The organism is Streptomyces sp. NPDC034086, assembly GCF_055575515.1.
Genome location: NZ_JBVISM010000004.1, coordinates 25,480 through 43,020, shown reverse-complemented (window position 1 = coordinate 43,020; position 17,541 = coordinate 25,480). Strand labels below are relative to the sequence as shown.

Below are 17,541 nucleotides of genomic sequence, written 5' to 3'. Positions count from 1 at the left end.
GTCATGGCGTACGAGGTCCAGAAGTCGGACGAGCAGTGGCAGGCGGAGCTGACCCCGTCGGAGTACCAGGTGCTGCGCCTCGCCGGCACCGAGCCCGCCTTCCGCGGTGAGTACACCGACACCAAGACGGAAGGCGTCTACTCCTGCCGCGGCTGCGGCGCCGAGCTCTTCCGTTCCTCGGAGAAGTTCGAGTCGCACTGCGGCTGGCCGTCCTTCTACGACCCGAAGGACAGCGAGGCGGTGGAGCTGAAGGCCGACACCTCGCACGGCATGGTCCGCACCGAGGTCCTCTGCGCGAAGTGCGGCTCCCACCTCGGCCACGTCTTCGAGGGCGAGGGCTACCCCACCCCGACGGACCAGAGGTACTGCATCAACAGCATCTCCCTGCGGCTCACCCCCGCACAGAGCTGAGGTAGTCCTCCAGGGTCCGCCGCGGGGTCCACCCCTGGGAGCGGGCCCTGGTCAGGTCCAGGACCACCGGGTGCGCCAGCTGGTCCACCGCGTAACGGCTGAGAACCGGCTCGGATCCGCTGAGGCGGGCCAGCGACTGCGCCGCCCGGGCCGCCGCGCCCGCCGCCGGGAGCGGCAGGTGCCGGACGCGGGCACGGACCCCGTGGGCGCGCAGCACCGCGCCGACCGCCGCGTCCCGGCCGTACGGGGCCGCGTCCGCCACGTTGTACGCGCCCGGGACCCAGCCGGGCGCCGCCAGGCAGGCGTCCGCCAGGTTCTCCACCGCCGTCAGGCTCAGCCGCACGTCCGGCCCCGGCAGGAACAGGGTCCCGGCGCGGACCCGGGAGACCAGCCGGGGCAGCAGCTGGGTGTCGCCCGGACCGTAGACCGCCCTCGGGCGCAGGACCACCGCGCCCGCCTCCAGCGCCAGCGCCTCGCCCGCCGCCTTCGTACGGCCGTACGCGTTCAGGTGGTGCGCTCGGGGATGGTCCTCCGTGACGCGGCGACGGTCCCGCCGCGGGTCGTAGACGCTCGCGCTGCTCACCCACACCACCGGCCGCCCGGCCGCCGCGCGCAGCAGCCGCTCGGTGCCCCCGACGTTGACGGCGCGCATGGCGGCCTCCGCCCGCGAGCCCGGCGCCGGATCGCCCACCGCCGCCGCGCAGTGCACCACCACGTCCACGCCCGACAGGTCCGGCACGGCGGACGCCGCGTCCCAGAACCGGTGCTCGCCCAGCGGGCCCGGCCCGCGGCCCAGGCAGACCACCGCCGCACCCGACGCCGCGGCCGCGCGGGCCACGTGCCCGCCGCAGAAGCCGCTCGCCCCCGTCACCGCGATCCTCATGAACCCGCCCTCAGCCGCAGCACCCGCCACCCCGGCAGGGCCGCCCGCCGGTCCACCCGGGAGCGCGTCACCACCGGCCGGTACGGAGCCAGCGCCTCCAGGACGTCGCCCAGCAGGACGGTCGCCAGCCGGGCCCCCGGGCACACGTGCGGCCCCGCCCCGAACACCAGCCGCGCCGTCCCCGCCCCCGCCGGATCCCGCCCGTCCGGGTCGCGCCGGTGCGCCCCCGCCGCGTACCGGGCCACCAGCAGCAGCCGGTCCCCGCCCCGCACCGGACAGCCCCCGACGGTCCCCGCCCCGGCCGCGACCCGGGGCAGCAGCGGCGAGGCCGCCGTGACCCGCAGCAGCTCCTCCGCCAGCCGCGGCCGCAGCACCGGGTCCGCGGCCTGCCCCCACAGCCCGGCGTCCGCGCACCAGGCGACGGCCCGGGGCACCGCCGCCACGGTGGTGTTCACCGCGGCCACCGCCACCATCGCGTCCAGGGCGTCCCCGCCGCCCAGCAGCCCCCGCAGGTGCTCCGCCGCCCGGGCCGCCGCCGCCCCCGCGCCGGGCCTCGGCGGGCCCGGCAGGTGGCTGCGCACCGAGGCCGACGCGGCCCGCGCGGCCGCCTCCGCGAGCTCCCGCGGCGCGGCCGGGCTGTCCAGCAGGGCCGCCGCCACCGTGCCGGCCAGCTCCCGCGCCAGCGCCACCACGTCCACCTCCGCGCCCCGGGCCAGCGGAGCCGGACCCCGTACCAGCAGCGGCCGCCACACCGCGCGCAGCTCCTCCACCCCGGCCGCGCCGAGGCCCTCCGCGAGCGAACGCCGGCCCGCCCGGTGCCCGCCGCCCTCCTGGTCGAACAGCACCCCGCCGTCCCCGCGCAGCGCCTCCCGCGCGGCCCCGCCCGTGGTGCCCGCCGCCGTCCGGTCCAGCGGGATCCGGGTCAGCGCCTCCCGGTAGGCGTCGGCGTCGTGCACGAGCACCGTGCCCCCGATCCGGCGCACGGCCCGCCCGCGCGTGGCGGCGAGCAGCCCGAACAGCAACGGGTGGCTGCGCAGGTAGACCCGGCGGTCGCGCCGGCGAGCCCGTGCCCGGGCGGTGGTGGTCATCTGACGTGGACCTCTTCCGTGTTGGTGGGCCGGCAGCGCCGGTCCCAGTACCAGAGCAGGGTGCGCCGCGCACCCCAGGAGCGCAGCCGCCGCGGGCTGTTCTCCACCACCCGGTGCGCGGCGCGCACGCGCCCGTACAGCGCGGCCAGCCGCACCAGCGCCGGCAGCAGCCGGGACTCGGCGGAGGACGGCCGCTCGTCCCGGCGCGGCACGCTCCGCCCGCACAGCGCCTCCGCCCCCCGGCCGGACTCCGCCCGGGCGACGGCCGTCCGGTCCCGGGCGGGCAGGCAGTCCGCGTCCGTACGCAGCAACAGGCGCGCCCCGCCGCGTACGGCGTGCCGGAAGCCGGTGCCGGCGGCGGTCCCCGCCCCCGGCCCGGGCTCGTGGACCAGCTCGACGGGGAAGGGCGCCGACCGTGCGAACTCCCGTACGATCCGGGCCGTCCCGTCGGTGGAGGCGTTGTCCACCACCACCAGGCGGAAGCCGGTGTCGTACGGCGCGGCCGGCGCCGCCAGGGTCGCCCCGATCGACCCCGCCTCGTGGTACGCGGGGATCACCACCCACAGGCTCACAACCCCGTCCCGGCGGCCGTCACCAGCCGGGCCGCCAGCGCGGACACCGCCGCCCGGTCCGGTTTGCGCGAGCGCCCCGACAGCGGGATCCGCGCGAACAGCAGCGCGTCCGGCCGGGCGGTGCCCATCCGCCGCAGCGGTTCGGACAGCGCGGCGCGCAGGGCCGGCTCGGGGACACCGGGGCGCGGCTGGACCACCGCCACCAGCCGCTCGTCCCCGTCGCCCGCCGGGACCCCGACGAGCACGCCCAGCTCCACCCCCGGCACGTGCAGGCCCGGCTCGTACAGGCCCGGGTAGATGTTCTCCGCCCTGCGCAGCACCATGTCCTTGCAGCGGCCCCCCAGCACGATCCGCCCGGCGCCGTCCAGGGCCGCCCGGTCCCCGGTGGCCACCCACGGGTCGGGCGGCTCCCCCAGGTAGCGGTCCCGGGCCGCGGGCCCGGTCAGCAGCAGCTGGCCGTCCGCGTCCACGGCGGTCCGCACCCCGGGCAGCGGGGCGCCCACGAGGTCCCCGGCCCCCTCGAAGGCGGCCTTCTCCCGGGACTCCACCGCCGCCGCGGGGAACAGCTCGGTCAGCGCGTACACCCCCCACGCCTGCTCCGCGCCCGCCTCCCGGACCCGGCCCAGCAGTTCGGCGCTCGCCGGAGCCGAACCCGTCCACACCCGGCCCCCGAACCGGGCCCCCGCGCTGAGCGCGTCCCGCAGCTGGGGCGGGGTCAGATAGGTGTCGCGGGGCCGGAGCCGGTCCAGCTGCCGGGCCAGCGTCGCGGGGGAGCGGGCCGGCAGCGCGACCGGCGCCCCGCCCGTCAGCGACGGCACCAGCACGAAGAAGGTCCCGCCCAGCACGGGCTCCCCGCGGCCGCCCCCGGCGGCGAACAGCGCGGAGACCGTCTCCATCCCCGCGGCCAGCCCCGCCCGGGTGTGCACCACGGCCCGGGGCCGCGAGGTGGTCCCGGAGGTGAACACGACCACCGCGTCCCCGTCCCCCTCGTACCGGGCCGGCGCCCCCGCCCCGGACGCCCCCCGCCCCAGGGCGGGCGCGCACCCCGGCAGCCGCGGCCCCACCGTGGCCACCGGCCCCAGCGAGGCCAGCTCCGGCAGTTCCAGCGCCGCCCGCCGGGCCAGCGGCCGGGCCCATCCCGCCACCGCCTGCGCGGCGGCGTCGGCCAGCACCAGCGCGGGCCGCCCCAGCCGGAGCCGGGCCCGCAGCACCTCCGCCCCGGCACCGGGGTCCAGCACCGCGCCGCACAGCCCGAGCCGCCACAGCGCGAGCAGCACCGCCAGCGCGCGCGGGCCCGGCCGCACCGCGACGCCGACGGTGTCCCCGGCGCGCAGTCCGCGCGCGTGCAGCGCCGCGGCGAAGCCGTCGGCCAGCGCGGCGACTTCGCCCCGGGTGGCGCGGACCCGGGTGCCGCCGGAACGGGTCGCGGAGAGCACGGCGGGCTGCTCGGGGCGGGCCCGCAGCGCGTGTTCGAGTCGGTCCAGCATCAGCGGGGGTCGTCCGTTCCGTGCGTGCCGCTGCCCCGGCCGAGGTACCAGCGGGCGGTCCCGGCGAGGCCGTACGCGCGCAGCCGGCGCGTGGAGTTCTCCACGACCATGCCCCGGCAGCGGGAGATCCGGTCGGTGTGGCGGCGTACCGCGTTCAGGAAGAGCCGGTCCGTCGGCGAGGGGCGCCGCGGCATCCCGCCCACGGCCAGGTACAGCTCGGCGGTGATCGCCATGTTGTTCCCGGCGTGCATCCGGTACGGCGCCCGGAAGCCGTGCCGCCGGGCGTGCCCGGGCCGCAGCCGCCCGAACAGCGCCGCCAGCGCGACCAGGCACGCGAAACCGGCCCGGCCCAGCGGACCGTGCTCGTCGCGCCGGGCCGTGACCCGCCCGCACACCAGCCCCGGCCGGGCCAGCAGCGCGGCCCGGGCCGCGCCCGTCCACCCCGGCCGGGGCAGGCAGTCCGCGTCCGTGCGCGCCAGCAGCGTGGCGCCGCGCCCGATCGCGTACCGGAAACCGGTGTCCACCGCCGAGCCGACCCCCTTCTCCGGCTCCTCGATCACCTCCACCGGGAAGGGCGCCCCCGCCGCGAACTCCCGCGCGATCCGGCCGGTGCCGTCCGCCGAGGCGTTGTCCACGACCAGCAGGGTGAAGTCCCGGTCCCGCTGCTCGGCCAGCGCCCGCAGGGTCCGGCCGAGCCGCGCCGCCTCCTCGTGCGCGGGCACCACCACCCACAGGCGCGCGCTCACGACTTCTCCCAGACCATCGTCATGATGCTGATCCCGCCGCCCAGCCCGACGAACAGCACCCGCTCCCCGGTCGCCAGCCCGGCGAACACCCGGTCCAGCTGCACCCCGATGCTCGCGCTCGCCACGTTCCCCAGCTCGGGCACCGTGACCACCAGCTTCTCCTCGGGTACCCCGGTCAGCTCCGCGAACCGCTCCAGGTACGGCACCGTCACCTGGTGCACCAGCACCTTCGCGAAGCCGTCCCAGTCCATGCCCGTCCGGTGCAGCGTCCGGTCGATGACCGCGGTCCCCACCTTCTCGAACACGCCGCGCAGCTCGTGCCCGTCCCCCTGGAAGTAGGTGTACGCGTCCCCGCGCGGGTGCCGCGACCCGCCGCCCGGGATGCCCCCGACCTCCCAGTGCTCGGAATGCGTCTCACTGTCCACGTCCAGGATCCCGCCGCTGCCCACCTCCTCCAGCAGGACGGCCGCGCCCGCGTCGCCGAAGGTGTAGCCCGCGAAGGCGCCGCGGAACTCCGCGAGGCCGGCGGGGTCCTTGCGCACCGCCCGGCTCGGGGTCTCCCCGGTGACCACCAGCGCCCGCCGGGCCCGCCCGGCGAGGACCGCGCTGCGGGCGAGGTCGATCCCGTTGACGAAGCTGTTGCAGGCGTTGGTCACGTCCACCGCGTGCGCCCGGGAACCGAGTCCGGCCTGCACGATGTGCGCGGTCGCCGGCTCGACCACGTCCCGCGAGGCGGAGGCGAAGACCAGCAGGTCCACGTCGAGCGGCGAGAGCCCGGCCGAGTCCAGCACCCGGCGGGCCGCGCCCACCGCGAGCGTGGAGGCGTACACCCCCGGGGCCGCGACCCTGCGCGACACGATCCCGGTGGCCTGCGTCAGGAGCCGCGCGGGCAGCGCGAGACCGCTGCGCCGGGACACCTCCCGCTGGAGCTCGTCGGACGACACGGCGTCCTCGGGGAGCAGGCTGGCGACGGCGGTTATGCCGACGCGCGGGCGCGGATCACAAGACTGTCTGGACATGCCTCCACGATGACGACCGGGCCGCGCCGGGGCCTGAGTACGGATGCTCAGTTCCCTTGTGGGGGCGCTGAGTAGGCGCGCGTGCCGCTCCGGGCCGGCCGGGGTGACACCGGGGTCTGTCGTGCGCGGCGTGAGGGACGTACCGTTCCGGCAGCGGAGCGCACGGCACGCCCCTTCAGGCCCCCGCCGGGGCTCCGTCGCGGTGCGCGGGAGGCCGGTGCGGCGGATGCCGGGACCGTCCTGGAGCCGTCGTCGACGGGGCCTTCCGTTCGTCCGCTGTACGGCCCGACGTCAGACGGGGATCCCCGTCCGGTACCCCGGGACCGCTGTCCTTGGGGCGCCCCTCGATCCCCCCTCACCCCCTAGAGGTCGTCACCCATGGCTGAACTCAACCGACGCAGGTTCCTCCAGATCGCCGGCGGCACCGCGGCCGCCACGATGCTCGGCGAGAGCATCGCGCGCGCCGCCGCCATTCCCGCGCAGGGCGTCACCGGAACGATCCAGGACATCGAGCACGTCGTCGTCCTGATGCAGGAGAACCGTTCCTTCGACCACTACTTCGGCGCGATGAAGGGGGTCCGGGGCTTCGGGGACCCGCGGCCGGTCCTCCAGGACAACGGCAAGCCGGTCTTCCACCAGTCCGACGGGTCGAAGGACGTCCTGCCCTTCAACCCGCAGGCGGAAGACCTCGGGATGCAGTTCCTCACGGGCCTGGACCACGACTGGGCGGGCGGCCACCAGGCCTACAACAACGGCAAGTACGACAAGTGGGTCCCGGCGAAGACCGCCACCACCATGTCGTACATGACCCGGAAGGACATCCCCTTCCACTACGCCCTCGCCGACGCGTTCACCGTGTGCGACGCCTACCACTGCTCGTTCATCGGCGCCACCGACCCCAACCGCTACTACATGTGGACGGGTCACACCGGCAACGACGGCCTGGGCGGCGGCCCGGTCCTCGGCAACCAGGAGGCCGGGTACGGCTGGAAGACCTACCCCGAACGCCTGGAGGCCGCCGGCGTCTCCTGGAAGGTCTACCAGGACGTCGGCGACGGCCTGGACGCGGCCGGTCACTGGGGCTGGATCAACGACGCCTTCCGCGGGAACTACGGCGACAACTCGCTGCTGTACTTCAACGCCTACCGCAACGCCCAGCCCGGCAGCGCCCTGTACGAGAAGGCCCGCACCGGCACGAACGTCAAGGCGGGCGACGGCTACTTCGACCGGCTGCGCGCGGACGTGCTGAACGGGACCCTGCCCCAGGTGTCCTGGATCGCCGCCCCCGAGGCGTTCAGCGAGCACTCGAACTGGCCGGCGAACTTCGGTGCCTGGTACATCTCGCAGGTCCTCGACGCGCTGACGGCCGACCCGGCGGTGTGGGCCAAGACCGCCCTCTTCCTCACGTACGACGAGAACGACGGCTTCTTCGACCACGTGGTCCCGCCGTACCCGCCGGCCTCCTCGGCCTGGGGCCTGTCCACGGCCGACGTCTCCCGCGACCTCTACCCCGGTGGCGGCGGGTACGCGGCCGGCCCCTACGGACTCGGGCCGCGCGTCCCGATGATCGTGGTCTCCCCGTGGAGCAAGGGCGGCTACGTCTGCTCGGAGACCTTCGACCACACGTCGGTGATCCGCTTCATGGAGAAGCGCTTCGGGGTGCACGAGCCCAACATCTCCCCGTGGCGCCGCGCGGTCTGCGGCGACCTGACCTCGGCCTTCGACTTCACCCTGGCGGACGCGGCGCCCGCCGCCCTGCCCTCGACGGCCGGGTACGTGCCGCCGGACAAGAACCGCCACCCGTCCTACTACCCGACCCCGCCGGCCTCCGGCACCCTGCCGAGGCAGGAGGCCGGGTCCAAGCCCGCCCGCGCCCTCGGCTACAGCCCGTACGTGGACGGCTCCCGCACCGTCTCCACCGGCAAGTTCACGCTCACCTTCTCCTCCGGTCCCCGGCTCGGCGCCCACTTCCACAGCACCTCGGGCAACCGCACGGACGGCCCCTGGCCCTACACGGTCGAGGCGGGCAAGACCCTCTCGGACACCTGGTCCACCAGCAGCTCCACCGGCAACAGGATCGACCTCACGGTCTGGGGCCCCAACGGCTTCCTGCGCACCTGGAAGGGCCCGGCGAAGAAGGCCGGCCCCGAGGTCACCGCCCGCCACGTGGACGCCACCGGCAACCTGGCCCTGACCCTGGTCAACGGGGGCACCGCCGCGGTGAACCTCACCGTGACCAACACCTACGGCGGCGCCCCGCAGACCTTCAGGGTCAACCCGGGCGCCACCGTCTCCCACACCGTCGACCTGCGCGCCTCGGGCCGCTGGTACGACGTCTCCGTGGTCTCGGACGCCGACACCACCTTCCTGCGCCGCTTCGCGGGGCACGTGGAGACGGGTGCCGCGGGCGTCTCGGACCCGGCGATCAGGACCGTCTGACACGTCCGCCCTCCGGGCGGACCGGCCCGGTCACACCACCGCCGCGGGCGGTGGTGTGACCGGGGGCCGGATGGGCAGTACCTACGGCGTCGGTTTCCGCCACCCCCGTCACCGAGGGAGAACGCATGGCCATCGCCCATCGCCGGATCGGCACCGGACCCGTCCGCGTCATCGTGCTGCACGACTGGTTCGGTACCTCCGCCAACTGGGGCTCCGTGCTCGACTACCTGGACCCGCGGGGGTTCTCGTACGCCTTCCTCGACTACCGGGGCTACGGAGAGCGCCGGGACGTGTCCGGCCGCTACACCGTCCCGGAGATCGCCGACGACGTCCTCGCCCTCGCCGACCAGCTGGGCTGGGACACCTTCTCCCTGATCGGCCACTCCATGGGCGGCAAGGCCGCCCAGCAGGTCCTGGCCCGCGCCCCCGAGCGCGTCGAGAAGCTCATCGGGCTCACCCCGGTGCCCGCCGGGCCGTACGCGATGGACGACGCGACCCACGCCCTCTTCCACGGCGCCGCCGAGGACCCCGACAAGCGCCGCACCATCCTCGACCTGGTCACCGGCCACCGGGCGAGCCGCCACTGGCTGGAGCGCATGGTCGGCCACTCCCTCGCCGTCTCCCGCCCCGAGGCCTTCGCCGGCTACTTCGCCGACTGGCAGCCGCGCGACCTGTCCGCCGCGGTCAAGGGCAGCACCGTGCCGGTGCTCGTCCTGGTGGGGGAGTACGACCTGGCCCTGACCGCCGAGGTCATGCGGACGACCTTCCAGGCCTCGTACCCGAACTGCAGGGTCGTGACGATCCCCGGCGCCGGCCACTACCCGCCGCACGAGACGCCCGTGGCCTTCGTCACGGAGGTGGAGGCCTTCCTGCGGGGCTGATCCCGGGCCCGTCCGGCGGAAAAGCCCGTAGCGGGCACGAGGCGAACCTCGTACCCGCTACGGGACCAACAGGGTGAGTGACGGGACTTGAACCCGCGGCCACCTGGACCACAACCAGGTGCTCTACCAACTGAGCTACACCCACCACGAAGGGCGGTGACCACCCGTTCGTCGTGCACGCACAGCATAGCCGATCCCACGGGTGGTCCCGCGACCGGTCATCCGGCGTCCCGCCGGCCGGCGGACGTCCCGGCCGCGCGGCGCGCGGCGCGGGCGACGGCCGCGACGGCCAGGGCGCGGATCACCGGGTGGGGACGCGAGCCGTCCCCGGCGAGCTCCGGCTGGAAGAGGGTGGCGAGGAAGAAGGGGTGCCCGGGCAGCTCCGCCATCCGCACCCGCCCCTCCCCGTCGTGCCCGGACATGCGCAGCCCGTGCGCGGCGAGCACCGGCAGGTGGCGGGCCGAGGGCCCATAATGGCAGTGGTAGCGCTCCGTCGACCGCTCCGCCCCGAGAGCCGACTCGGCCAGGGAACCGGGCTCGGTCCGTACGAGTCCTTCGTGCCCGGCCAGCGAACACGTCAGCGGGGCGATCAGCGGGTCGTCCGCCCCGGGGTCGTTCTCGGCGTGCGCGGCCCCCGCCAGCCCGCAGACGTGGCGGGCGTACTCCAGCAGCGCGTGCTGGAAGCCCCCGCACGTCCCGAGGAAGGGCACGCCCTCCTCCCGGGCGACCCGGATCGCCGCCAGCGCCCCGGCCTCGCTCGCGTACGGGCTGCCCGGCAGCACCCACACGGCGTCGAACCCGGACAGGGTCCCCGCCGCGGCCTCCGCCGCGGCGGCCGAGGTCGGGATCCAGTAGGCGTCCAGCACCAGCCCGTCGCGGGCGGCCAGCGCGTCGAGCAGGAGCGGGATCCGGGTGTGGGACTCCACGTGCGGGGAGCGGTCGCCGACGAGGGCGATCCGGGCGACGGACGGGCCGTACGCGGTCTGCGCGGTGGTCATGCGGACCATCCTGCGACCCCGTGCCGCTCCAGCGCCAACGACCTTTTCCGCACGGCCGATAAGCGGCGCTGATGGGCGGTGCTGACGAGCGGTGCTGTGGGGGTGGTGCCCAGGTGGGGTGCTGAGGGGTGGAGCCGAGGTGCGGTGCCATCCTGCGGGCATGGACCCCCACCTGCTGCGCACCTTCACCGCCGTCGCCCGCCTCGCCTCCTTCTCCGCCGCCGCGCGCGAACTCGGCTACACCCAGTCCGCCGTCTCCCAGCACATCGCCGCGCTCGAGGGCGACTTGCGCACCGAGCTGCTCACCCGGCGGCCCGTCGCCCCCACCCCGGCCGGGGCGCGGCTGCTGGAGCACGCCCGGCCACTGCTGCTGCGGCTGGACGCGGCCCGTGCCGACGTACTGCGGCTGGCCACCGCCCCGCCCGGCCGGATCACCCTCGCCGCCTCCCCGCTCGCCGCCGCCGGCCCCCGGCTGCCCGCCGCCCTGCCCGCCACCGGCGTCACCCTGCGGGTACTGCCCCCGGACCGGGTGCCCGCCGCTGTCGCCGCCGGGGACTGCGACCTCGGGCTGGTCGACGGCCTCGCCGCCCCGAGCGACCCGCTGCGGCTGCCCGACGTGGCCCCGCTGCGGGTCACCGGCGTCGGCGAGGAGGAGCTCGCCGTCCTCTTCCCCGCCGGGCACCCCTTCGCCGCGCGGCGCTCCGTCCGGCTCGACGACCTCGCCGACGCGCGCTGGCTCGACGCGCCGGACGTGGGGCTGCCGCTCACCGCCCGACGCGGCGGCCTGCGCTACGAGGGCACCGACCCGCACGCCCTGTGCGCTCTCGCCGCCGCCGGGCACGGCCTCGTGCTGCTGCCGCGTCCGCTCGCCGAATCCGCCCGCGCGGGGGTCGCCGTACCGCTCGCCGCACCCCGCCTCGCGCACCGTACGGAGCTGCTCGCGCCCGCCGGCCTGTCCGGCGCGGCCGCCGCGCTCGCCGCACGCCTCACGGCGGGAGGCCCGGCATGACCGCCGCGCCGGCTCCCGGCCCGGCCGGCGACGGGTGTCACGGGCGCTTGTGACGGGCGTAATAGCGGGCCACCCGCGCGCGGTTGCCGCAGGCGGCCGCCACGCACCAGCGGCGTCGCGGATGCGCCGGCAGGAAGAGCAGGACGCAGTCCTCCGCCTCGCACGCGCGGACCGACGTCACGCGGGGATCGGTCAGGAGCTCCGCGACCGCCTCGGCCAGTTCCGCCGCCAGCCGCCGCGCGGGGCCGGGCGGCCGGTGCGGGGCCGCGGTGAGGCCGGTTGCCCCGGTCCAGGCCAGCTCCCGGTGGGACGGGGCGGCGGACAGGGCGGCGTTCAGCGTGCGCAGGGCGCCGGCCGGGGGCCGCTCACCGCGCAGGGTGGCCTCGAGCGCCGCCCGCGCGGCTTCCCGTACGGCCCGTACGGCGGCCACCTCGGCCGCGCCCGTCTCCTCGACCGGCGTCAGCCTCCCGGCCTGCTCGGCCAGCCACGCCGCGAGGCCCGCGGGACCGGCGACGAGATCGCCCCCGGCGGTGCGGGTGTTGAGGAGGTCCAGAGCCAGCGGCTCGCCGATGAGCGGAAAGGTCACCTTCACCTGGCTAATGATACCTGAATCGCTTGACCCATTAGCGGGTGATCGGCAAAGCTAATGCCACCACCCACCCAGGAGGCATGTGATGACCGCTCGCCGCACCATCCCGTCCGTCCGGCACCGCACCGTCGACGTGGACGGCGTACGCGTCGCCTACCGCGAGAGCGGCCCCGCCGACGGCCCCGTACTCCTCCTGCTGCACGGCTTCCCGACCGCCTCGCACCAGTTCGCCCGCCTGATGGACGCCCTCGGCGACACCCCGTACCGCCTGATCGCCCCGGACTACCCCGGCTTCGGCCGGACCGAGGCACCGGAGGGGTTCACCTACACCTTCGACCGGCTCGCCGACATCGTGGAGGGCTTCACCGACGCCCTGCGCCTCGACCGCTTCGCCCTGTACGTCTTCGACTTCGGCGCCCCCGTCGGACTCCGGCTCGCCACGCGGCGCCCCGAACGGGTCACCGGGCTGATCGTGCAGAACGGCAACGCGTACGAGGAGGGCCTCTCGGACGCCGCCCGCGAGTTCACCGCTCTGCGGCGGGAGGTCCCGGCCGACGAGGAGCGCGTCCGGGGCCTGTTCACCCTGGAGGGCACCCGCTTCCAGTACGAGACCGGCGTCGCCGACACCGGCCTCCTCTCCCCCGACAGCTGGACCCTGGACGTCCACTACCTGAACCTGCCGGGACGGACCGACGCCCAGGCCGACCTCGCCTTCGACTACGCCTCCAACTTCGCGCACTACCCGGCCTGGCAGGCCTGGCTGCGGTCGGCGGGGGTGCCGGTGCTGGTCGTCTGGGGCGCCGGGGACCCCTTCTTCACCCCGGCCGGGGCCAAGGCGTACCTGCGGGACGCCCCGGACGCGGACGTCCACGTCTTCGAGGGCGCGGGCCACTTCGCCCTGGAAACCCACCTCCCGGAGATCGCCCCCCTGATCGCGGCGTTCCTCACGGATCTCCCGTAGCCGGCATCCCGCGGGACCTGGCGGCGACCCCGGGGTTCCCCGGTGGCGTCACGGCCCCAGCACCACCGCCGACTCGCCCGGTACGCGGATCCGTCCGTCCGGCCCCGGATGCTCCACCGGCTCCCAGGAGGCCAGCACCCGCACCCCGTTGCGGCCCAGCGCCACCGTCACCGACTCCGTCGACAGGTTCACCACCACCCGCACCTCGCCCCGCCGGAAGGTCAGCCAGCGGCGCTCCTCGTCGTACGCCACCCGGACCGCCGCGAGGTCCGGGTCGCGCAGGTCCGGGTGGGTGCGGCGCAGCCGGATCAGGGTCCGGTACCACTCCAGCAGCCAGGCGTGCGACTCCCGTTCCGGTTCGGCCCAGTCCAGGCAGGACCGGGCGCGGGTCGCCGGGTCCTGCGGGTCCGGGATCTCCTCCGCCTTCCAGCCGTGCGACGCGAACTCCCGCCGCCGGCCGCTGCGCACCGCCTCGGCGAGCTCCGGGTCGGGATGGTCGGTGAAGTACTGCCACGGGGTGCCGGCGCCCCACTCCTCGCCCATGAACAGCATCGGCACGAAGGGCCCGGTCAGCGCCAGCGCCGCCGCGCAGGCCAGCAGCCCGGGGGAGCAGGAGGCCGACAGCCGGTCGCCCAGCGCCCGGTTGCCGACCTGGTCGTGGGTCTGGGTGTAGCCGACGAAACGGTGCGCGGGGGTGCGGCGCCGGTCCACCGGCCGGCCGTGGGTGCGGCCGCGGAAGGACGACCAGGTGCCGTCGTGGAAGAACGCCCGCGTCAGGGTCTTGGCGAGGGCGCCGAGCGGGGCCTCGGCGAAGTCCGCGTAGTAGCCCTGCGATTCACCGGTCAGGGCACAGTGCAGCGCGTGGTGGAAGTCGTCGTTCCACTGCGCGTGCATCCCCAGGCCCCCGGCGGCACGCGGCGTCGTCAGGCGGGGATCGCACTGGTCGGACTCGGCGATCAGGAAGAGCGGGCGCGTGGTCTCCGCCGCCAGCCCGTCCACGGCCGCCGCCAGTTCCTCCAGGAAGTGCAGCGCCCGCCCGTCGGCCAGCGCGTGCACCGCGTCCAGCCGCAGCCCGTCGATCCGGTAGTCCCGCAGCCAGGCGAGCGCGCTCCCGATCAGGTACGAGCGGACCTCGTCGGAGCCGGGCGCGTCCAGGTTCAGCGCCGCGCCCCAGGGCGTGTGGTGCGTGTCGGTGAAGTAGGGGCCGAAGGCGGGGAGGTGGTTGCCGGAGGGGCCCAGGTGGTTGAGGACCACGTCCAGCACCACCCCGAGCCCGGCGGCGTGCGCGGCGTCCACGAACGCCGCCAGCCCCGCCGGGCCCCCGTACGGCTCGTGCACCGCCCACGGCGCGACGCCGTCGTACCCCCAGCCGTGCCGGCCAGGGAAGGGGCAGACCGGCATCAGCTCCACGTGCGTGACGCCCAGCCCGGCCAGGTACCCCATGCGGGCGGCCGCCGCCTCGAAGGTGCCCTCGGGGGTGAAGGTGCCGACGTGCAGCTCGTACAGGACCGCGTCCTGGAGCGGGACGCGCGGCGGCGGCACCCGGGGCGTGAGGGCCGCCATGTCGACCACCGCCGACAGGCCCTCCGTACCGTCGGGCAGCCGGCGCCCGCGCGGATCGGGCCGGACCACCGGATCGTCGCCGAGGCGGAACCCGTACCGGTCGCCGTCGGCCGCCGGGGCCTCGGCGACCCACCAGCCGGAGCGCCCGGGTGCCGGGTCGGGGCTCATCTCGTAGGCGGTGTCGTTCAGTCGCATGGCGACCCGACCTGTCAGCGGTGCCCACACCTCGAACTGCACGGACGGTCCCCTCGTCTCCGGCGGTGTCCAGCATGCGTATCCTGCCCGTATCGTGCCCATCATTCCGGGCCCGGCGGGGGAGTTCTGGACACCCCGCACCCGACGGGCCGACAATCACCCTGTGACGTCGAGTTTCGAGTTCCCCGCCTATCCGGCCCCCCGGCTCTCCGATGCGGAGCGCGACCGGGCGCTGGGCCAGCTCAGGGAGGGCGCGGCCCTCGGCAGGCTGTCGCACGACACCTTCCTGCGCCGTATGGAACTCGCGCTGGCGGCCCGTCGCTCCGAGGACCTCGCCGTCCTCCTCGCCGACCTCCAGACGCGGGAGGGAGCGCGCGGCGCCGCGGGCCCGTGGACCAGCCGGCTGTTCGGCTGGGTGGGCCGGGCCTCGGCGGTGTCCGCCGGCGTACGCCGGGCCTGGCAGGTGGAGCGCCTGCCCGCGCTGCTGTTCCCCCACCCGGCCGCCGGCCCGCTGCGGATCGGCCGCGACCCGGGCAACGGGCTGCGGCTCAGCCACGACACGGTCTCGCGGGCGCACGCGGAGCTGAGCATGCGGGACGGGACGTGGCTGCTGCGGGACCTCGGCTCGACCAACGGCACCACCGTCAACGGGCGCCGCGTGACGGGCACGGCCGTGGTGCGGCCGGGGGACCAGGTGGGATTCGGAAGGGTGAGCTTCCGGCTCTCGCAGGAGTGAGCGGCCGGCAGCGCCGGTCGGGCACGACCGGTCCGTGACGGACCGCCGTCCGGGCTGGGCCCGGTGACGGCGGGGACGGTCCGGCAGCGGAGCGAGGAGGCCGGCGGCCGACCGCCCGGGGCCTCCCGTCCCGGGTTCGGCGCCGGCCGCGGGCCGGCAGGACACCCGTGCTCCACCGCCGACCGGAAGCCCGGCAGTATGCCCTTCATGGACCACACCGACCTCGTGCGCCCCGCCCGTCCCGAAGACCTTCCGCGTCTCACCGAACTCATCCACGAGCACGTCGCGTACGAGAAGTCCGCGCCCCGGCCCGCGGACCTCGGCGAGCGCCTCGGTCCCCGGCTGTTCGCCGAGGAGGCCCGGCTGTGGGTGCTGCTCGCCGAGACCCCCGCGGGCGCGGTGGCCGGATACGCCGCCTGCTCGGAGGAGTTCGCGTTCTGGGACGCCCGCCCCTACCTCCACATGGACTGCCTCTACCTCGCCGAGGAGGCCAGGGGCCACGGTCTGGGGGCGGCCCTCATGGCGGGCGTGGCCGGTCTCGCCCGGCGCCTCGGCCTCGAGCACGTCGAGTGGCAGACCCCCGACTGGAACGAGGGCGCGATCCGCTTCTACGACCGCCTCGGCGCCACGGGCCGCCCCAAGCGGCGCTACGCCTGGCCGGTCTGAAGACACCCGTACGCGGCCAGGACCGTCCGCGACTGGTGCTCCACCTGCGTGGCCACCGGCACCCAGCGGGCCTGGAAGCGGGCGGAGAACTCCTCGCACCACCCCGTCACCAGGCGGTCCAGGGCGGGCGCCGACGGATGGGCCTGGGACCGCAGGACGCGCAGCAGCATCGCGGCGGCGCGCAGCGAGAGCCGCCGCCCGAAGGCGTCGATGCTGCCGAGGGAGGCCGCGGTGGCCTCGGCGGGGGCCCCGGGAGCCGTCCACTCGGCGGTGACCTGCGGGATCAGCCCGAGCGTCCAGTCCACCGCCCGCAGCAGGGCGGCCGCGCCCGGCCCGGCCGCCGCGACCCCCACCCGCAGCCCGGCCACCCGCGCGGCCTCACCGGTCAGCCGCTCCGCCAGCACGCGCAGGGCCCGCCGGGGGTCCGGGTGCGGGGCCGGGTCGTCCACCACGGGCGAGGCCCACATGGGGACTTCGACGATCGCGGTGGTCCCGTGGTGGCGGCACCAGGTACTGAGCCGGGTGTCCTCGCTCCCGGCCTGCGGCATCACGAATATCCCGGGTCCGGGCGTGCCCCAGCCGGCCGCGTCCGAGGCCCGGGTCTCCACCGGGATCCGCAGTTCGGCCGCCGACTTCCCGAAGGGCTCGGCCAGTCCCGGCACGTCACGCGTCAGCTGGACCCAGGACCCGCCGAGGTCCGTACCGTGCAGGGAGACCTGGAGGACCGGCCGCAGCCGGTCCAGGAGGGCGGTCAGGGCGCGGGTCTCGGGCGGGAGCCGGTCCGGGGGGAGCAGGGACGGGGCCCACTCGGGCTGTTCCGGGCCGGGCGGCCGGTAGAAGTTGCGGTGGTAGTCCAGCAGCGAGTACGGGCGGGGCGTGCGGTGCAGGTCGGCGCCGTCGGGGTCGGCGCAGAGCAGGAAGTGCCAGCCGGCGCCGCCGCCCCCCGTCCGGATCACCCGCCGGGCGAGGTCCAGCGCGGTCGCTCCGCCGACGGGCTCGTTGGCATGGGCCCCGGCGACGACGAGCACCTCCCGGGGCGCGCCGCGCCGCCCGTCGACGGAGAGCAGCCACAGCGGCCTGCCGCCCCGGGAGACACCGGCCTGCCGCATCCGCACCCGGCCGGGGTGCGCGTCGGCCAGGGCCCGTCCGGCCAGGGCGAGTTCGTGCGGGGTGGGATAGCACATGTCACGGAGGAGGGTCACATGTGATGCCATGCCCGCCATACCGGCCGGCTACTGCTCCGCGGGGACCGAACGTACGTGTGCCCGGCAGGGGCCCTCGGCCGGTGCCGTGAGCAT

General features: G+C 76.1%; 17 protein-coding genes and 1 tRNA gene. 7 read left to right on the top strand and 11 right to left on the bottom strand.

The annotated features are described in order from the left end of the window. Positions 1–3: 3 nt before the first annotated feature. Positions 4–411 carry a peptide-methionine (R)-S-oxide reductase MsrB gene (gene msrB, locus ACZ514_RS13055; RefSeq protein ID WP_469124720.1) on the top strand — a complete coding sequence of 136 codons (408 nt, stop codon included), beginning with the start codon at positions 4–6 and terminating at the stop codon, positions 409–411. Here msrB and ACZ514_RS13050 read toward each other — a convergent pair. From ACZ514_RS13050 to ACZ514_RS13025, 6 genes are read right to left on the bottom strand one after another with little or no spacing between them, the layout of a single operon-like run. Next, positions 392–1,294: an NAD-dependent epimerase/dehydratase family protein gene (locus ACZ514_RS13050; protein ID WP_468165103.1), complete on the bottom strand. Its 903-nt coding sequence runs from the start codon at positions 1,292–1,294 to the stop codon at positions 392–394. The two genes, msrB and ACZ514_RS13050, sit on opposite strands and share 20 nt — an antisense overlap. Beyond that, positions 1,291–2,382 carry a cytochrome P450 gene (locus ACZ514_RS13045; RefSeq protein ID WP_469124719.1) on the bottom strand — a complete coding sequence of 364 codons (1,092 nt, stop codon included), beginning with the start codon at positions 2,380–2,382 and terminating at the stop codon, positions 1,291–1,293. Before ACZ514_RS13045 ends, ACZ514_RS13050 begins: the two co-directional genes overlap by 4 nt. Continuing rightward, positions 2,379–2,954 (bottom strand): glycosyltransferase family 2 protein, encoded by a 576-nt coding sequence (locus ACZ514_RS13040; RefSeq protein ID WP_469124718.1) that lies wholly within the window; start codon positions 2,952–2,954, stop codon positions 2,379–2,381. The genes ACZ514_RS13045 and ACZ514_RS13040 overlap by 4 nt, the downstream gene beginning before the upstream one ends. Then, positions 2,951–4,441, bottom strand: a complete 1,491-nt coding sequence (locus ACZ514_RS13035; protein ID WP_469124717.1) for a class I adenylate-forming enzyme family protein — start codon at positions 4,439–4,441, stop codon at positions 2,951–2,953. Before ACZ514_RS13035 ends, ACZ514_RS13040 begins: the two co-directional genes overlap by 4 nt. Continuing rightward, positions 4,441–5,187: a glycosyltransferase family 2 protein gene (locus tag ACZ514_RS13030; protein WP_469124716.1), complete on the bottom strand. Its 747-nt coding sequence runs from the start codon at positions 5,185–5,187 to the stop codon at positions 4,441–4,443. The genes ACZ514_RS13035 and ACZ514_RS13030 overlap by 1 nt, the downstream gene beginning before the upstream one ends. Next, positions 5,184–6,206, bottom strand: a complete 1,023-nt coding sequence (locus ACZ514_RS13025) for a 3-oxoacyl-ACP synthase III family protein (protein WP_468165093.1) — start codon at positions 6,204–6,206, stop codon at positions 5,184–5,186. The genes ACZ514_RS13030 and ACZ514_RS13025 overlap by 4 nt, the downstream gene beginning before the upstream one ends. A gap of 378 nt (positions 6,207–6,584) precedes the next feature. Here ACZ514_RS13025 and ACZ514_RS13020 point away from each other — a divergent pair, with 378 nt between their 5' ends. Further along, positions 6,585–8,645: a phosphocholine-specific phospholipase C gene (locus ACZ514_RS13020; RefSeq protein WP_469124715.1), complete on the top strand. Its 2,061-nt coding sequence runs from the start codon at positions 6,585–6,587 to the stop codon at positions 8,643–8,645. A 125-nt stretch (positions 8,646–8,770) separates the two neighbouring features. After that, positions 8,771–9,526 (top strand): alpha/beta fold hydrolase, encoded by a 756-nt coding sequence (locus ACZ514_RS13015; protein WP_468165089.1) that lies wholly within the window; start codon positions 8,771–8,773, stop codon positions 9,524–9,526. Between the two features lie 72 nt (positions 9,527–9,598). Here the strand turns inward: ACZ514_RS13015 and ACZ514_RS13010 are convergent. Together ACZ514_RS13010 and ACZ514_RS13005 are read right to left on the bottom strand one after the other, a co-directional pair. After that, positions 9,599–9,671 (bottom strand) — tRNA-His (locus tag ACZ514_RS13010). A gap of 73 nt (positions 9,672–9,744) precedes the next feature. Continuing rightward, complete coding sequence (locus ACZ514_RS13005) at positions 9,745–10,524, bottom strand: CTP synthase C-terminal region-related (seleno)protein (protein ID WP_468697338.1); 780 nt, start codon at positions 10,522–10,524, stop codon at positions 9,745–9,747. A 160-nt stretch (positions 10,525–10,684) separates the two neighbouring features. Here ACZ514_RS13005 and ACZ514_RS13000 point away from each other — a divergent pair, with 160 nt between their 5' ends. Beyond that, the gene (locus tag ACZ514_RS13000) at positions 10,685–11,533 is read left to right on the top strand and encodes a LysR family transcriptional regulator (RefSeq protein ID WP_469124714.1); all 849 of its coding nucleotides are present in this window, start codon (positions 10,685–10,687) and stop codon (positions 11,531–11,533) included. Positions 11,534–11,570: 37 nt separating this feature from the next. Here ACZ514_RS13000 and ACZ514_RS12995 read toward each other — a convergent pair whose 3' ends face one another. Beyond that, positions 11,571–12,125: a CGNR zinc finger domain-containing protein gene (locus ACZ514_RS12995; protein WP_468165083.1), complete on the bottom strand. Its 555-nt coding sequence runs from the start codon at positions 12,123–12,125 to the stop codon at positions 11,571–11,573. Between the two features lie 82 nt (positions 12,126–12,207). Here ACZ514_RS12995 and ACZ514_RS12990 point away from each other — a divergent pair, with 82 nt between their 5' ends. Next, complete coding sequence (locus ACZ514_RS12990; RefSeq protein ID WP_468165081.1) at positions 12,208–13,083, top strand: alpha/beta fold hydrolase; 876 nt, start codon at positions 12,208–12,210, stop codon at positions 13,081–13,083. Positions 13,084–13,131: 48 nt separating this feature from the next. On the opposite strand, the gene treZ is transcribed toward ACZ514_RS12990, so the two are convergent. Continuing rightward, positions 13,132–14,883: a malto-oligosyltrehalose trehalohydrolase gene (treZ, locus tag ACZ514_RS12985; protein WP_469124713.1), complete on the bottom strand. Its 1,752-nt coding sequence runs from the start codon at positions 14,881–14,883 to the stop codon at positions 13,132–13,134. A gap of 121 nt (positions 14,884–15,004) precedes the next feature. Between treZ and ACZ514_RS12980 the strand changes: the two genes are divergently transcribed. Beyond that, positions 15,005–15,577 (top strand): FHA domain-containing protein, encoded by a 573-nt coding sequence (locus ACZ514_RS12980; RefSeq protein ID WP_468165077.1) that lies wholly within the window; start codon positions 15,005–15,007, stop codon positions 15,575–15,577. 207 nt (positions 15,578–15,784) lie between these two features. Further along, entirely contained in the window at positions 15,785–16,243 is a 459-nt protein-coding gene (locus ACZ514_RS12975) for a GNAT family N-acetyltransferase (protein ID WP_469124712.1), read from the top strand. On the opposite strand, the gene ACZ514_RS12970 is transcribed toward ACZ514_RS12975, so the two are convergent. Continuing rightward, the gene (locus tag ACZ514_RS12970; protein ID WP_469124711.1) at positions 16,225–17,457 is read right to left on the bottom strand and encodes a M14 family zinc carboxypeptidase; all 1,233 of its coding nucleotides are present in this window, start codon (positions 17,455–17,457) and stop codon (positions 16,225–16,227) included. The genes ACZ514_RS12975 and ACZ514_RS12970 overlap by 19 nt on opposite strands. Positions 17,458–17,541 lie beyond the last annotated feature (84 nt).

Excerpts from the sequence above, each read along its gene's own strand:
- msrB (WP_469124720.1), top strand. The coding sequence starts at position 4 with ATGGCGTACGAGGTCCAGAAGTCGGACGAGCAGTGGCAGGCGGAGCTG.
- ACZ514_RS13050 (WP_468165103.1), bottom strand. The coding sequence starts at position 1,294 with ATGAGGATCGCGGTGACGGGGGCGAGCGGCTTCTGCGGCGGGCACGTG.
- ACZ514_RS13045 (WP_469124719.1), bottom strand. The coding sequence starts at position 2,382 with ATGACCACCACCGCCCGGGCACGGGCTCGCCGGCGCGACCGCCGGGTC.
- ACZ514_RS13035 (WP_469124717.1), bottom strand. The coding sequence starts at position 4,441 with ATGCTGGACCGACTCGAACACGCGCTGCGGGCCCGCCCCGAGCAGCCC.
- ACZ514_RS13025 (WP_468165093.1), bottom strand. The coding sequence starts at position 6,206 with ATGTCCAGACAGTCTTGTGATCCGCGCCCGCGCGTCGGCATAACCGCC.
- ACZ514_RS13020 (WP_469124715.1), top strand. The coding sequence starts at position 6,585 with ATGGCTGAACTCAACCGACGCAGGTTCCTCCAGATCGCCGGCGGCACC.
- ACZ514_RS13015 (WP_468165089.1), top strand. The coding sequence starts at position 8,771 with ATGGCCATCGCCCATCGCCGGATCGGCACCGGACCCGTCCGCGTCATC.
- ACZ514_RS13005 (WP_468697338.1), bottom strand. The coding sequence starts at position 10,524 with ATGACCACCGCGCAGACCGCGTACGGCCCGTCCGTCGCCCGGATCGCC.
- ACZ514_RS13000 (WP_469124714.1), top strand. The coding sequence starts at position 10,685 with ATGGACCCCCACCTGCTGCGCACCTTCACCGCCGTCGCCCGCCTCGCC.
- ACZ514_RS12990 (WP_468165081.1), top strand. The coding sequence starts at position 12,208 with ATGACCGCTCGCCGCACCATCCCGTCCGTCCGGCACCGCACCGTCGAC.
- ACZ514_RS12975 (WP_469124712.1), top strand. The coding sequence starts at position 15,785 with ATGGACCACACCGACCTCGTGCGCCCCGCCCGTCCCGAAGACCTTCCG.
- ACZ514_RS12970 (WP_469124711.1), bottom strand. The coding sequence starts at position 17,457 with ATGGCATCACATGTGACCCTCCTCCGTGACATGTGCTATCCCACCCCG.